The organism is Neobacillus sp. (assembly GCF_031988165.1).
GTDB lineage: Bacteria > Bacillota > Bacilli > Bacillales > Cytobacillaceae > Neobacillus > Neobacillus rhizosphaerae.
This window is the reverse complement of sequence record NZ_DALZYO010000008.1, coordinates 19,130-32,532: the sequence shown is the minus strand read 5'-3', so window position 1 is coordinate 32,532 and position 13,403 is coordinate 19,130. Positions and strand designations below refer to the sequence as shown.

The window sequence follows — 13,403 nt, the reverse complement described above, 5'->3', positions numbered from 1 at the left end:
TATAATATGGTGTCAGGCACCATTTTTTTTGCCCTAAATGCAAAAAAAGAGGAAAGCATCCCCTTCCCCTTTGTTACGTTTTTATGAGTTTTTGTTTTGACTGGAATTTGTAGATTCGTCTTGTGTGTCAGAGGACTGATTGTCGTCTGTTGACTTTTCTAGGTCTTCAAGCTTTTGTTGCTTTTTTAAGCTTGGAGATTCGATTGATTTTTTATCGTCCGAAAGCTTGTTTTCCTGTAATGTGCTCAACGATTTTTCAAAATAGCTCGTTGGGTTTACAGCAACGCCGTCTTTACGGATTTCAAAATGTACATGTATTCCAGCTTTTTCATTGAACAAGCTTTGTCCAGCCTTGGCAATGACTTTGCCCTGTTTTACTTGTTCGCCAACCTTAACTTTTATGTCTTTAACGGATTGATATTGTGTTACAATACCTTTGTCGTGCTCGATTTCAATGACGTTTCCGAGAACAGCATCATCCTCGACACGAGTGACGGTACCGCTAAGTGATGCTGTAACATCAAACGCTTCGCCATTTTTCATGGCAAGATCGACACCCATGTTTTGAACATAAGTATTGTTGTAAAATACTAATGCTGCTTCCTGGTCTTCTGCTTTGCCTTGGAAATCATAGAATTTCATTTTAACGACAGCCTCATCCGCTTTTGCCACAGGCATTTTGAAGTTTTCCATTGTTTTGTTAACTTCGACAGCTTTGGGTTGGTTCTTTTTACCAGTGAGATCAGTAGACTTATAATCGTATTTGTCTGTATTGCTGCTGCTCGCTTGATACCAAAGAACTCCTGTTAAAATGATTGCTGCACTTGCGATATAGATGGCTGGAAATACCCAACGCTTTTTGAAAAAGCGTTTTACGCTGGAACTTTGAGAAGATCGTTTGTTTTCTTCCTCTCTCATTTTCATCACCTCAGCAATCATTCTGAACAGATAACTAGAATTATATACACGAATCTAAAAAATTTTTTTAAAACTTATTTTTCAACAATGCTAAGCTTTTTATGCATGAAAGTGAAAAAATTATATTTTGTTAAAATTAATTTCAGAATCATGGACCCGGTGTTTCGATTCTTAAAACGATTTGCTTCTGTATGAGATGATAGTTTATCTCTGCCTTGGTCGTAATTGGTTTACCTGCAATATCAAAGAGTCCCTCCATTTAATAGAGTTCGCAATATAATATGTTTTGCTAGTGTTATCGTCCACTTCTCCTTTTCCCTTAAACCGCTAACATTCACCCCACTTAAAGCTAAAAAGCCAGGCTTCGCGCCTGGCTTAGGTAACTTAAACTATTCAATCCACTATTTCTGTGCCGTTATCGTGGCAAGCATGGTCGCCGCCGAAGTAATCTCAACACCCTGATAATAGTGCTTCACAATCTTTTTATAATCCGCACCTTCTTCTGCCATGCCGTTCGCGCCATACTGGCTCATGCCCACGCCGTGGCCGAAGCCCTTCGTTGAGATGACAATATTGTTACCCTTGCGTTCCCATGCAAAGTCAGATGACTTCAGGTCAAGTTTTTCTCGGATATCCTTTCCGGACAGCACCTTTCCATTGAAATCCACTTTTCCAACGCGTTTACCAGCTGTTTTTTCAACAATTTTTCCAATCGTCCCACCTGAACCAATTTTCACGCCCATCTTTGCTTCAAATTCCTTAACCGTCAGCACCTTTTGAAAGTTAAATTTAGGAGAACTTTTATCCCATGGACTTGAAACACTTCTTAAATATGGGTAGGTGCTTGGCCAGTAGTCTTCTGAATTTTCCGTGTAACCATTACTTGTCGAGAAAAAGGTCGCCGTAATCACTTCGCCCTTGTAGGTTAAAATTTGCCCGCTCGTCTTCCTAACAGCCTCTAAAATCTTCTTCCTCTTCTCGTCGTACTTCATCCCCCATTCCTTCCGTAATTGGTCATCACTCCTGTACGCCTGATGGATGGGGGTATCTGTAACCTGGGCACCCTTTGGAGTCCCCATCGTATCCTTCGTTAACAATCTTTTTACGATATAGGTTCTCGCTGTTAGCGCCTGTGCTTTGAGTGCTTCCTCCTTAAATTCCGCGGGCATCTCAGCCGCAACCACCCCAACAAGATAATCTTCTAATGGTACTTTCTCAATTTTCGATTTTGCAGAACGAAATACTGCAACTTCAACCGCTTCGTCCGCGGAGGGTCCTGGTGCCTTCGTTTCTTTAGCCGGGACCTTGGTTAAATCCTCCCCCAGCTTTCCGCTTGCGTGATGTTCCCCTGAAAATGGTAATACAAGCACTGCGGGAATAATCAAGGTTAGGGCAATGAAGAGTGATGCTAGTACGATGAGTGGTTTGATTTTTTTCATGATTGTGCCTCCAGTTTGAAAAATTCACAGCCGGCACCATCTGCCAGGTTGTGTCTCCATTCATACATATGGGGGCGGACAAGCATTTATTACAGATTTTTTTATTAAAGTATGAGCATGATGTACTTCTCCTAATCCATAAAATCAAACAAAATAAAAACAGGACCCAATTCATCTCTAGGCCCCGTTGCTTTGTTTTCGTGTTTAATTGTCTACTCAGCTTAAGCCTGAGGTTCATCTCTAGCAATCCGTACGTCCAATACAACGCAACTACGCGTTCATATCCGATACGTAATTTTCTATCTCGATGAAGGTTTCATCCACTTCTTTTACCCGTTCGATGTCAGCGCCTAATGAAGCGAGCTTGCCATGGAAGTTTACATAGCCGCGGTCTAAGTGTTTTAACTCTGTGACCCGTGTGTTTCCTTCAGAAACAAGTCCGGTTAAAATGAGAGCTGCCGCTGCACGAAGGTCAGTTGCCGACACTTCTGCACCTTGCAAATTGGAAGGACCATTTAAAATAACCGAACGACCTTCAATTTTAATTTCAGCATTCATGCGACGGAACTCCTCTACATGCATGAAACGGTTCTCGAATACCGTTTCCGTAATCATCGATGTGCCTTGTGCACGAAGCAATAATGCCATCATTTGTGATTGCATGTCGGTTGGGAAGCCGGGATGCGGCATCGTTTTGATGTCAACAGCCTTCAATTGATCAGGACCGATGACCCTTACGCCATCCTCTTCCTCAAAAATTTCAACACCCATTTCCTCCATTTTGGCAATCAAGGAAGATAAATGCTCAGGAACTGCGCCCTTTACTACTACATTTCCGCCCGTAATCGCGGCTGCAACCATAAAGGTCCCCGCTTCAATCCGGTCAGGAATAATGTTGTGATCGGCGCCAAATAATACATCAACGCCTTCAATCCGAAGTGTACCCGTACCGGCACCTTTCACCCTAGCGCCCATTTTGTTCAAAAAGTTTGCCAAGTCAACGATTTCTGGTTCTTTTGCGACGTTCTCAATGATGGTTGTGCCCTGTGCAAGGGTTGCTGCCATCATAATGTTTTCAGTGGCACCAACACTTGGGAAGTCCAAATAAATTTTTGCTCCTTTTAAGCGACCGTCTACCTCTGCTTCGATAAAGCCATTTCCTACCTTCACCGAGGCACCCATGGCTTCAAAGCCCTTTAAGTGCTGGTCGATAGGTCGAGATCCAATCGCACATCCTCCTGGAAGAGCGACACGTGCTCGGCCATTGCGTGCTAGCAATGATCCCATGACAAGGACAGACGCTCGCATTTTCCGAACATATTCGAATGGTGCTTCAACTTTCAACTCTCTGGATGCATCAACAACAACTGTATTATTATCAAATCCCACTTCAGCATTTAAATTGCGTAAGACTTCATTAATTGTGTATACATCGGAGAGTGTAGGTACATCACGAATTACACTTTTTCCGTCACTTGCTAATAATGTTGCAGCGATAACAGGCAGGACGGCATTTTTTGCACCTTCAACTTTTACCGTTCCAAACAGCCTTTGTCCGCCGCGGACGATGATCTTTTCCAAGAGTATTCCCCTCCGCGTCCATTTTCTCTATATTAATATTCAATCGTAATGATTGGTGTGCCAACTACGATGGTAGTCTTTGCGCCCAATCCTTCGGAGCGTATGCCAATTTGCAAATTCATGTTATTTTTTTGATTATCTATGGAGCCTGTAAACATAGGCGATGTCGCCGAAACAGACATGAATGTCTCCTCTTTTAACGCTTCGATTTCTTTTGCATTAAAACTAGACAGTAACTTGCTTACTGCTGTAGGTAAAGCCGTATCAATCTTATCACTGACTACGCCCTTCATACAAGAAAAAACTGTTGGTTTTCCTCGAAATATGTCAGATAGCCTATTTTTAAAATGATCGCTTGTGAAATAGGCTTCTTGAGCCTTGTTCCACTCCTTACCGCTAACACTATAAACTATATACGCATTGACAGGTTGTTTTGTGTGGGTTGCCATAATTTGAAGCTTTTCGCTGTGGTTTTTAGCTGTTGGAGATACTGCTATTGCTTCCCATTTTTGGCTGGTGCTTTTTACAGACCAATCCCAGTCGGGAAACTTTTGCTGAAGCTTTTCTACGTATTCCTTCACTTCCTGCTCACTTTTCATGCCAGAAAGATGCTCTCGTGCATAAAACGACCATTCATTGAGCAAAATATTTTCGGCTTGCAAAACAGATCCGATTTTCGCCAAGTCAGGATTGCTTTCATCTTTTTGAAAAAGTAAGGCATCGACACCGTCGATATGAAATAAATCCAGGCCGCCATAAGCTTCAGTTGTGCGGTTCCCAATAACAACCAGGATAAAACTAATTATCGCAATCACGCTTAAAAAAATCTTACTATTTCTGTTCATCTCTCTACTCCCCCTTACTACCATTGTTACCAGGCAGCAGGAGAGCATACTTGGGAAATGTCGTCACATTTAGACAAATACCAAATTCGACTATTGAAAATGAATAATCGGTCGTAAAACGTCCGACCTTTACCTATAATAATCCAACCGAGATCTATTACTTCAATTGTAAGACATACATAGCTTTCCACATAAAGAAAATTGTACTCAAAATTCTCGTAAATGGGAACATGTACGAAGACCTAAATTTTTACCAATTGTGCCAACTGCAGAATTAATGGCAGTTGTCTTGACCACTGAAGATAATCAAGGAAAAAGTTACTAACAGATGATCCGATGAAAATGGCTAATAATATGTACAGTAATCGTGCCTGAAACACATGATTGGCTTTGAGCAATTTTTCTAAACGAATTGCCTGGAGCGCCCACCACGAAATGGCAATAAACAGCAAATGTGACAGTATGCTTACCAACGCGATTTGACCAAAGTCATTCATCCTTCTGCTACCCCCTTTTTACACACTGTGACTATTCTAACATATAGACGAGAGAAATACTTAACTGTTTCTTTATTTTTCAACTTTCGTGGTAATTGTGACAAATTAATGACAATTTCAAAAAACACTTAAAAGTGTGCTACGTGGATCGTTCATACTTCCTATCCGTAAAAAACAGCGTCAAAAATTTAAAAAGTCGCGTCATTAATTTAGGCTTCCTTCTCGCCAAACAAGCCGACTCACAAATTCAGCCTTCCTTTTCGCTAAAAAGCTGACTCGTTCATTCACCCACTCATTTTACCAAACAAACCGACTCTTTCATTTACCCGCCTTCTCACAAAAAAAGCCGCGTCCAGTTCAGACACGGCTTTCAAACCAAATGTTAGCGGCGCATGCTGCCACTCGCATTGAAGTAATACCACTTGCCACCAATCAAAGCCCTGCCCGTCTTCATTACCCCCGAGCTTTCGAGGTAATACCAATTTCGATTAACGTATAGCCATCCGGTGCGCATAGCGCCAGAACTATCAAGATAATACCACTTACCTTTATCTAGGTTCCACCCCGTCTTCATTGCACCGCTAGTCGCCAGGTAATACCACTTGCCATTCACCTTTACCCAGCCTGAGTTCATTTTCCCATTAGCACCAAGGTAATACCACTTGCCATTATCCTTGAGCCAGCCGGTGCTTAGATTGCCGGTAGCCGGGTTAATAAAATACCAATCACGGTCGACCGCCAGCCACTTGCTCATGATTACTTTGGCATCAGTTGCCACCGTCATATCGCCGGTAAAACTCATATTTCCTTTACTAAAAGCGGAAATGGTCAGATTATAGGTTTGGCCCGGATTCAAATTCACAAACAAATAATTTGTCGTGCCGCCATTCACTTCTACCGGTTTGTTGTCGTTAATACGGATTTGCACTTTATCGATACTGCTATCAAGGTACCTCCAGGAAATCCCGACCATCCGATTCGTGTGATAGCTCCGCGTTACTTTTACACTAGAATAATAAACGCTTGCTTGTGGGGCCAACCTGTCAAGGATTCCACTATTGCCACTGCCTTTGCTTAAATCCAGATCGACATTAAAAAAAGATAACGCATTTAAGCTCGTCATGTTTTTTAAAGGGGTAATGTCTTTGAAAAAATTGCTATCCATTGAAAGTGTTATCAAATTCGTCAACGGAGCAAGCGGAACAAGATTCGAAACCTTATTATTATTAAACGTCAGCACCTGTAAATTGGTTAAGGAAGAAATTGGACCAAGGTCGGTGACCTGATTAAAGTCAAAATTCAGCGCTGCTAAGTTAGTCAGTTCGTTGAGCGGCGCCAAATTTCCAATTTGGTTATCCTTCAGGTAGAGCTCATTTAACTGTGTCAGCCCTTTTAGTGGCATTAAATCAGAAATTTTATTGTTGTCAAGGACTAGAAATTTGAGATTTTTTGCTAATTGCAAGCCTTCTAGACTGGATATCCCTTTTCCGGCCGCATGAAGCGCTGTTAATGCTGATAAATCATCCTCGGTTAGTTCCCGATCGGTGACACCTAGCTCCGTTTTAATCGTAGCTGCCAGGTTAGTGTCAGATATAGGACCGTCAGCTTGTCCACTCGCCATCGATTTTGCGAGCTTGTGCGCAGCTGGCATATTAGGAGTATTTGCCAAGTGTGTTCGGCTTTGCGGATCTTTTTCGAGCCCAGCAAAATTGCTTGGCACCGAAATATAGCCGATCGAATATTTTTGTGAAGCTGGCGCCCATTGTTTATAAACAGAGGATGCATTTTTTATCTTTTGTAGATTTGCTTCTGTCATTTGCTTTGGAGCTTCGTTGCTGCCTGGTATCGTATTATATTGAACATTTTTAACATAAAAACGCACGTCACGGATTTTATGTTCATTATATAAATCATTTAGTGCCTTTCCCATAACGGCATGGTCCGAATGCCAATCCGCATAGGACATCGATTTATGTATCGCATGTGGGTAAGTCTTTTCGAAGGTTTCGATTGTTTGTTTTGCTTGATTGTATGTTAGCTTGCCATCAGGGAAATTCATCAGGTGGATGTTTTCCATCTTAACCCCAAGTGATGCCGCGGACTGCTGGAATTCTTCGGTGCGTGCTTTGATGAAATCTTCCCTTGTGAGCGGTGCAAATTTCTCTTTCTCCAGTTTTTTGTTCACAGCATTTAAGGCGTCGGTTGCGCCGCCGCCATCCGTCATCAGTACCAAATGGACCTCATAGCCTTGGGCAATGCTGTTGATAATGCCCATCCCCATGCTGAGCAGTTCATCATCTTGATGAGGAGAATAAAAGATGGCCACTGGCTTTTGAACCTGGGCCGAGCCAGTCAGCTGAATTAACTGAAATGATGTAATCACCACTAGAAACATCAAAATTATTCGTAGTTTTTTCATTGTGCCCTCCTTTTGCAAAAAAATTAATCTAATAATCTACTATATAGTGCAGATTATCTAGCATATTCCATTATACTCCATATTTTTCTATTTTTGATTTCGTATTTTGAAAAATTATGTCATTTCCTTGGTATTTTAGATGGATTCGAGTGATGGTAGCGGTATTATTTGTGAAGTTGGCGGAATTAATTCGAAAATCGGTGGAATCATCCAGAAATATGGAAAAGTTTGGTGGATCCCTGGATATTATCAAGAACTTAGCGGGATTATTTGTTATGATGGCGGAATTGTATCAAGAGTTGGCGGAATTTGCGCTGTAGTTAGCGGTTACTGGATATCCAGCGGAATTCCTCTCTAATTCTGCAGAATCCTGCTCGTTTCCACCTTCAAAACGCAAAGAAAGAAGAGGCTCCCCAACCTCTTCTTTCTAGATAATACCCCTTTAATTTGACACTTCAGCAAAAGCAGACCACGATTTTCGTGGCACCAGCGCTCTTGCTCATCATGCTATCTGTTCAAAATTTCTGCAATACTAGCCATCAGAAACAAATTTCAGGCTAGCTTCCTTCCCTAAGGTAGACGGCCACCTTATTCGCCCCTGTTACTTTGACTTCAGCTTCGCTGCAGCAACCTGGCTAGCCAGCGCATGAAATCACTTCTATTACTTTTTTCAAAACATTACTTGAGATTGTTCATGAAATCTAAGGCGATGTTTGGCGCAATACCGAACAATACTGAGCCGACAACGGCAATGATTAAGACAACGATGATTCCAAATGGAACGTTGAATTTGCTTTCGTCGCGAGCAGGGCGGAAGAACATTTGCGTCATAACGCCGAAATAGTAAAAATAGGATACGACGGTGGTCGCAATCATGATCGAAGCCAGCACATAATGCGGTTCGCCGTAAAAGGCGCCGACAAAGATGTTTAATTTTCCAATAAAGCCGGCCGTGCCCGGGAAACCTGCCAAGGAAACCAGTAAAATTCCCATCGTGACGGCAAGAACCGGTGATCGTCGATATAGCCCAGCGAAGTCCGCAATCTTCGTCGAACCGGATTTTTCCGTAATGACTTGGATGACCGCAAACGCGCCAAGGTTCATTAACATGTAGGCCAGCAGATAAAACCAAACCGAAAAAATCAAATTCGAGCTCATCGTCGTTAAGGCCACAAGCAGATAACCCGCGTGGGCAATACTCGAATAAGCAAACATTCGTTTAATATTCGTTTGTTTCAAGGCGACTATGTTACCGATGATCATCGTTGCCGCAGCAAGGAAAGCGAGGTAATCGTGCATTCTGAATAGGATACTGCCGCCTTCTCCTGATGGAGCAGCATTGTAAAACACAGCAACCAGAATTCGAATCACAATCACAAATCCAGCCGTTTTGGAGACAACACTAAGGAACGCTGTAACCGGTGTTGGTGCCCCTTGATAAACGTCCGGCGCCCACATATGAAACGGTGCCGAAGCCAATTTAAACGATAAACCAACGAAAATCATTAAGAAAGCGAGGCCAAGCAAGTAGGCCTGCTGACCATCCGCTATCATCGACAGCGTATTGGCGATTTCCCCCAAATTGGTTGTCCCAGTTAAGCCGTAAACATAGCTCATCCCGAATAACGTAATCGCTGTGGAAATTCCGCCATTGATGACGTATTTCATCGCTGATTCGTTTGACTGTAGGTTGTGCTTACGGATGCCGGCTAATATATAAGAAGAAATCGATAACAATTCTAAACCGATAAACAGCGTAATCAAATCGCTGCTTGATGTCATGAACATTGCACCGAGCAAGGCCGTTAAGAATAAGTAATAAAACTCGCCGCGGTAGTCTTCCATGCCATCCTTTGCCTCGTAGCTGACCGCCAAAAACATGACCAGCCCGGCGCCGGCAAGAAGAAGTAGTTTAAATGCCTTGCCAAAGGTATCAAGTGTAAACGTATCATGCAAAATCGAGGTTGGCTCTACGTTTAGTAAGCTCACAACCGAGACAATCGCGGCAAAAATCCCCGCAATGCTCAGCCAGCCAAGAATTCGACGGTCCAGACGCTTTGGCATAAATAAATCTAATAATGTAAGCAGTGCGATTACACCAAGGATGATGAACTCCGGTGTCATGACACTCCAGTTAAACTCACTTAATGTCTTCAGACTCATCCTTCATCACCCTCCTAACCCAAGCATGATTGTTTCCAGTGTCGTTTGAAGCGGTGCGCTTAAAACACTTGGGTAAACGCCGATTAACACGATTAATACAAAAAGAACAACAACTGGTACGAATTCGACGCCCTTCAGGTCAAGGACGCCAGTAAATTCACGGTGTGCCTTGCCGTAGGTCATCCCAAGGACAGCACGCAACAAGTAAGCGGCCGTCATGATAATGCCGATGGTACCAACAGCGGCAATCCACGGTAATTCTTTGAACAATCCGAGGAACGCCATAAATTCGCTGACGAATCCGGACATACCCGGTAATCCGAGCGAGGCCATTGCGCCGGCCAGTAAGAAGCCTGCGGCAATCGGCATGCCCTTCGCCATTCCGCCCAGATTTTCGATGAGCGATGTATCGGTTCGCTCGTACAATACTCCCACTAGGAAGAATAATAATGCGGAAATCAATCCGTGTGAAATCACTTGGAAAATCGCCCCTTGAACCCCAGCCTCGTTCATAGCCGCAAGTCCGATTAACACGATTCCCATATGTGAAATCGACGAATACGCTAAAACCATTTTAAAGTCTGTTTGAATGAACGCTAGAAACGCCCCGTAGAGTAGATTGATGACTCCAAGTACCGCAAGCAGCGTCGCAAGAGTCTTAAACTGCTCGGGAAAAATGCCCAATCCAAAACGAATTAATCCGTACGCACCTATTTTTAGTAGAATCCCAGAGTGAATCATGACAACCGCTGGCGGTGCCTGAACGTGCACCTTCAGCATCCAGCTGTGCAATGGGAAAATTGGTAATTTTACTCCAAAGGCCACCAAAAGGGCGATTAATAAGCCAAGCTTCAAGTCACCAGAAAGCGGTGCACTTGGGTCTGCGATAATTTTTGTCAGCATCTCAATATTGGTTGTTCCTGTTTTCGCAAACAGAATCATAATGACGATTAAAAGGACGGCTGACCCTAAACCGTTATAAATTAAGAAGCTGTATGCTGCTTTTTCTTTTTCAAAATAACCCCATTTTCCGATTAAGAAGAAGGTTGGAATCAGGGTCACCTCGAAGAAGATGAAGAACAAGATTAAGTTTTCTGCGGTAAAGACTCCGAGCATGCCGATTTCTAATAGAAGGAACAGCATGAAGTAGCCTTTCCATTCCTTTTTCACAAACTTTACCGCCGCAATGGCAGAGAGTGTGGCAACGACGGCTGTAAGGACGACAAGCAAGAGCTGAAAACCGCTTAGCCCGAGCTCATAATTCACCGAGAAAAATGGCTCAGGGGCGCCGCCCATGCCGCGAAATTGAATCCACGACTTCGATACAGCAAAATCGGCTAAATCTTTGCCCCACTGAAAGTGCAAGTAAGCAGCAAGCGCAATTAAGAGTGCTGGAATGGTCGCTAAAAAGCCGACCCATTTAATTAGTTTTTCCGATTGTTTCGGCAAAAAGGCCAAAACGACGATTCCTAGTAAAGGGGAGAATACTAGGATTGAAAGAATCGAATGTAAATTCATCGTAAGTACCCCCCTGTTAAGGCAAAGATGACAGCGAGTAGCGCCAGTCCGATAAAGGCGACTGCCCCGTACGTTTGCACCTGTCCGGTTTGCATTTTCGAGCCTGTTTTTCCAAGCCCTTGGACAATCCCGACAACGCCCTTGACAAGTCCTTCGACCACGAAGACATCAATGAACCGTAAGAAGTAGCTGAAGCCTTTCGTGAAGGCGATGACTGTCAGTTGATAAAATTCGTCGACGTAATATTTGTTCAGTAAAATCGTATGCAATGTATCCCCTGTGCCACTTAGCCAATTGCGAGCAAGCGAGCGTTTGAAGTACATCAAGTAAGCAACATAGATTCCGAGTAAGGAAACAACGGTTGCAGCAATCATAATCCAAATTGGACCTTCAATATGGCCATGCCCGAGGACGGGGTTACCGTCAACGAGCCAGTCCCCAAAGAACGAGCCGAACCATGGTGTGTTCACGTAACCAGCAACAATCGCAAGCACGCCGAGGAGAATCATCGGGAAGGTCATGTTGTTTGGTGATTCGTGAACATGTTTCATTTCGCTGCGTGCTTTACCGGTGAACACCATGAAGAACAGACGGAACATGTAGAATGCGGTCATGAATGCAGCAATAAGTGCTAATAAGAAGAGGATTGGATGTCCGCCTTCCCATGCCGCAATTAAAATTTCATCTTTACTGAAGAAACCGGATAATAACGGCACCCCGCTAATGGCAAGTGTTCCGATTAAGAATAATGGTCCGGTCAGTTTTAATTTTTTCCAAAGTCCGCCCATTTCCTCGATGTTCTGCGTATGGACCGCGTGAATGACTGAGCCTGCAGCAAGGAATAGGAGCGCTTTGAAGAACGCGTGTGTCATGAGGTGGAATACACCTGCAACGTACCCACCAGAGCCAAGCGCTAGCATCATGTAGCCGAGCTGGCTGACCGTTGAGTAAGCGAGAACTCTTTTGATATCGGTTTGCACAAGACCAATGCTGGCGGCAAATATCGCGGTAAACGCGCCGATGACGGCAATCGTTAACAGTGCGGTTTTGCTAGCTAAGAACAGCGGGAAAAGTGCAGCGACTAAATAAACCCCAGCGGCAACCATTGTTGCGGCGTGGATTAAGGCCGAAACAGGCGTCGGTCCTTCCATCGCATCCGGAAGCCACGTATGGAGCGGGAACTGACCTGATTTTCCAACTGCCCCGATAAAAATCAGGATCGCTGTCAAGGTAATCATGGTGCCTGACACCGCGCCTGAGTCGACTGCTTTGAAAATTTCGCTATATTCAAAGCTTTTGGTTTCCCAGAAGAGCAGGATCATGCCGATAAAGAGTCCAACGTCCCCAATACGGGTCATGATGAACGCCTTTTTGGCAGCAGCCTTCGCTTCTTCTTTGTTAAAATAGAAACCGATTAATAGGAAGGAACCGACACCAACAAGCTCCCAGAAAATATAAGTTTGCAGCAGGTTCGGTGATAGGACGAGCCCGAGCATTGCAAACGTAAATAATCCTAAATAGGCATAAAATACTGGAAACCGTTCGTCCCCGTTCATGTACCCTTTGGAATAGGTATGAACTAAGAAACTTACGAGCGATACGATAAACAGCATTAATGCATTTAATTGATTCACTTCAAAGCCCGCTGTTAGATGCAGATCTCCTATTGTGAGCCATTCAAATTTCGTCATGTAGGTTGGCTCTGAAAAGCGCTCGAATAACACTAGAATCGAGAAGATAAGCGATGCCAGTGTGAAGATAATCCCCACAAAGGCACTCGCCTCCTTCAGTCGCTTACCGAATAGAAGAAGGATCAAAAACGATAATAGCGGGAAAAGCGGTATGAGCCATGCATTTTCCATCATTATCACTATCCCCTTTTCGGGCGGTACCTGTCACCACCCGAATTTTGTCGAATGTCTAATTTTATGGTGCCTGACACCCTTCATGGACATTTGTACGTGTGCAGTGGACGCTCTCACATCGATAGTGTCCGTCCACGGTGGACAAATTGCCGTAAGTG

The 13,403-nt window shown here is 43.7% G+C and carries 10 protein-coding genes; 1 reads left to right on the top strand and 9 read right to left on the bottom strand.

Annotated features, from left to right (window positions below):
* Positions 1-81: 81 nt before the first annotated feature.
* The 6 genes from spoIIQ to RTR43_RS06295 all read right to left on the bottom strand — a co-directional run bounded on the left by spoIIQ (position 82) and on the right by RTR43_RS06295 (position 7,699).
* Positions 82-918, bottom strand: a complete 837-nt coding sequence (gene spoIIQ / locus RTR43_RS06320) for a stage II sporulation protein SpoIIQ (protein ID WP_312470481.1) — start codon at positions 916-918, stop codon at positions 82-84.
* Positions 919-1,319: 401 nt separating this feature from the next.
* A complete protein-coding gene (gene spoIID, locus RTR43_RS06315) occupies positions 1,320-2,357 on the bottom strand; it encodes a stage II sporulation protein D (RefSeq protein WP_312470479.1) in 1,038 nt (345 codons plus the stop codon).
* Positions 2,358-2,627: 270 nt separating this feature from the next.
* Positions 2,628-3,938: a UDP-N-acetylglucosamine 1-carboxyvinyltransferase gene (murA, locus tag RTR43_RS06310; RefSeq protein WP_312470478.1), complete on the bottom strand. Its 1,311-nt coding sequence runs from the start codon at positions 3,936-3,938 to the stop codon at positions 2,628-2,630.
* Between the two features lie 32 nt (positions 3,939-3,970).
* The gene (locus RTR43_RS06305; protein ID WP_312470477.1) at positions 3,971-4,783 is read right to left on the bottom strand and encodes a YwmB family TATA-box binding protein; all 813 of its coding nucleotides are present in this window, start codon (positions 4,781-4,783) and stop codon (positions 3,971-3,973) included.
* Between the two features lie 242 nt (positions 4,784-5,025).
* The gene (locus RTR43_RS06300) at positions 5,026-5,280 is read right to left on the bottom strand and encodes a DUF1146 family protein (protein WP_312470476.1); all 255 of its coding nucleotides are present in this window, start codon (positions 5,278-5,280) and stop codon (positions 5,026-5,028) included.
* Between the two features lie 382 nt (positions 5,281-5,662).
* Positions 5,663-7,699, bottom strand: coding sequence for a leucine-rich repeat domain-containing protein (locus RTR43_RS06295; protein WP_312470475.1), 2,037 nt, complete (start codon positions 7,697-7,699; stop codon positions 5,663-5,665).
* A gap of 139 nt (positions 7,700-7,838) precedes the next feature.
* Between RTR43_RS06295 and RTR43_RS06290 the strand changes: the two genes are divergently transcribed.
* Entirely contained in the window at positions 7,839-8,057 is a 219-nt protein-coding gene (locus tag RTR43_RS06290) for a hypothetical protein (protein ID WP_312470474.1), read from the top strand.
* A 320-nt stretch (positions 8,058-8,377) separates the two neighbouring features.
* Here the strand turns inward: RTR43_RS06290 and nuoN are convergent, their stop codons facing one another.
* The 3 genes from nuoN to nuoL are packed head-to-tail and all read right to left on the bottom strand — an operon-like array spanning position 8,378 to position 13,245.
* Positions 8,378-9,862, bottom strand: coding sequence for an NADH-quinone oxidoreductase subunit NuoN (gene nuoN / locus RTR43_RS06285; protein ID WP_312470472.1), 1,485 nt, complete (start codon positions 9,860-9,862; stop codon positions 8,378-8,380).
* Positions 9,863-9,868: 6 nt separating this feature from the next.
* Complete coding sequence (locus RTR43_RS06280; RefSeq protein WP_248734253.1) at positions 9,869-11,380, bottom strand: NADH-quinone oxidoreductase subunit M; 1,512 nt, start codon at positions 11,378-11,380, stop codon at positions 9,869-9,871.
* Positions 11,377-13,245 carry an NADH-quinone oxidoreductase subunit L gene (gene nuoL / locus RTR43_RS06275; protein WP_312470469.1) on the bottom strand — a complete coding sequence of 623 codons (1,869 nt, stop codon included), beginning with the start codon at positions 13,243-13,245 and terminating at the stop codon, positions 11,377-11,379. The genes RTR43_RS06280 and nuoL overlap by 4 nt, the downstream gene beginning before the upstream one ends.
* Positions 13,246-13,403: the final 158 nt, after the last annotated feature.

Bases quoted from the DNA above. Each gene is read 5' to 3' on its own strand.
- spoIIQ (WP_312470481.1), bottom strand. From the start codon at position 918: ATGAGAGAGGAAGAAAACAAACGATCTTCTCAAAGTTCCAGCGTAAAA.
- spoIID (WP_312470479.1), bottom strand. From the start codon at position 2,357: ATGAAAAAAATCAAACCACTCATCGTACTAGCATCACTCTTCATTGCC.
- RTR43_RS06305 (WP_312470477.1), bottom strand. From the start codon at position 4,783: ATGAACAGAAATAGTAAGATTTTTTTAAGCGTGATTGCGATAATTAGT.
- RTR43_RS06300 (WP_312470476.1), bottom strand. From the start codon at position 5,280: ATGAATGACTTTGGTCAAATCGCGTTGGTAAGCATACTGTCACATTTG.
- RTR43_RS06295 (WP_312470475.1), bottom strand. From the start codon at position 7,699: ATGAAAAAACTACGAATAATTTTGATGTTTCTAGTGGTGATTACATCA.
- RTR43_RS06290 (WP_312470474.1), top strand. From the start codon at position 7,839: ATGGATTCGAGTGATGGTAGCGGTATTATTTGTGAAGTTGGCGGAATT.
- nuoN (WP_312470472.1), bottom strand. From the start codon at position 9,862: ATGAGTCTGAAGACATTAAGTGAGTTTAACTGGAGTGTCATGACACCG.
- RTR43_RS06280 (WP_248734253.1), bottom strand. From the start codon at position 11,380: ATGAATTTACATTCGATTCTTTCAATCCTAGTATTCTCCCCTTTACTA.
- nuoL (WP_312470469.1), bottom strand. From the start codon at position 13,245: ATGATGGAAAATGCATGGCTCATACCGCTTTTCCCGCTATTATCGTTT.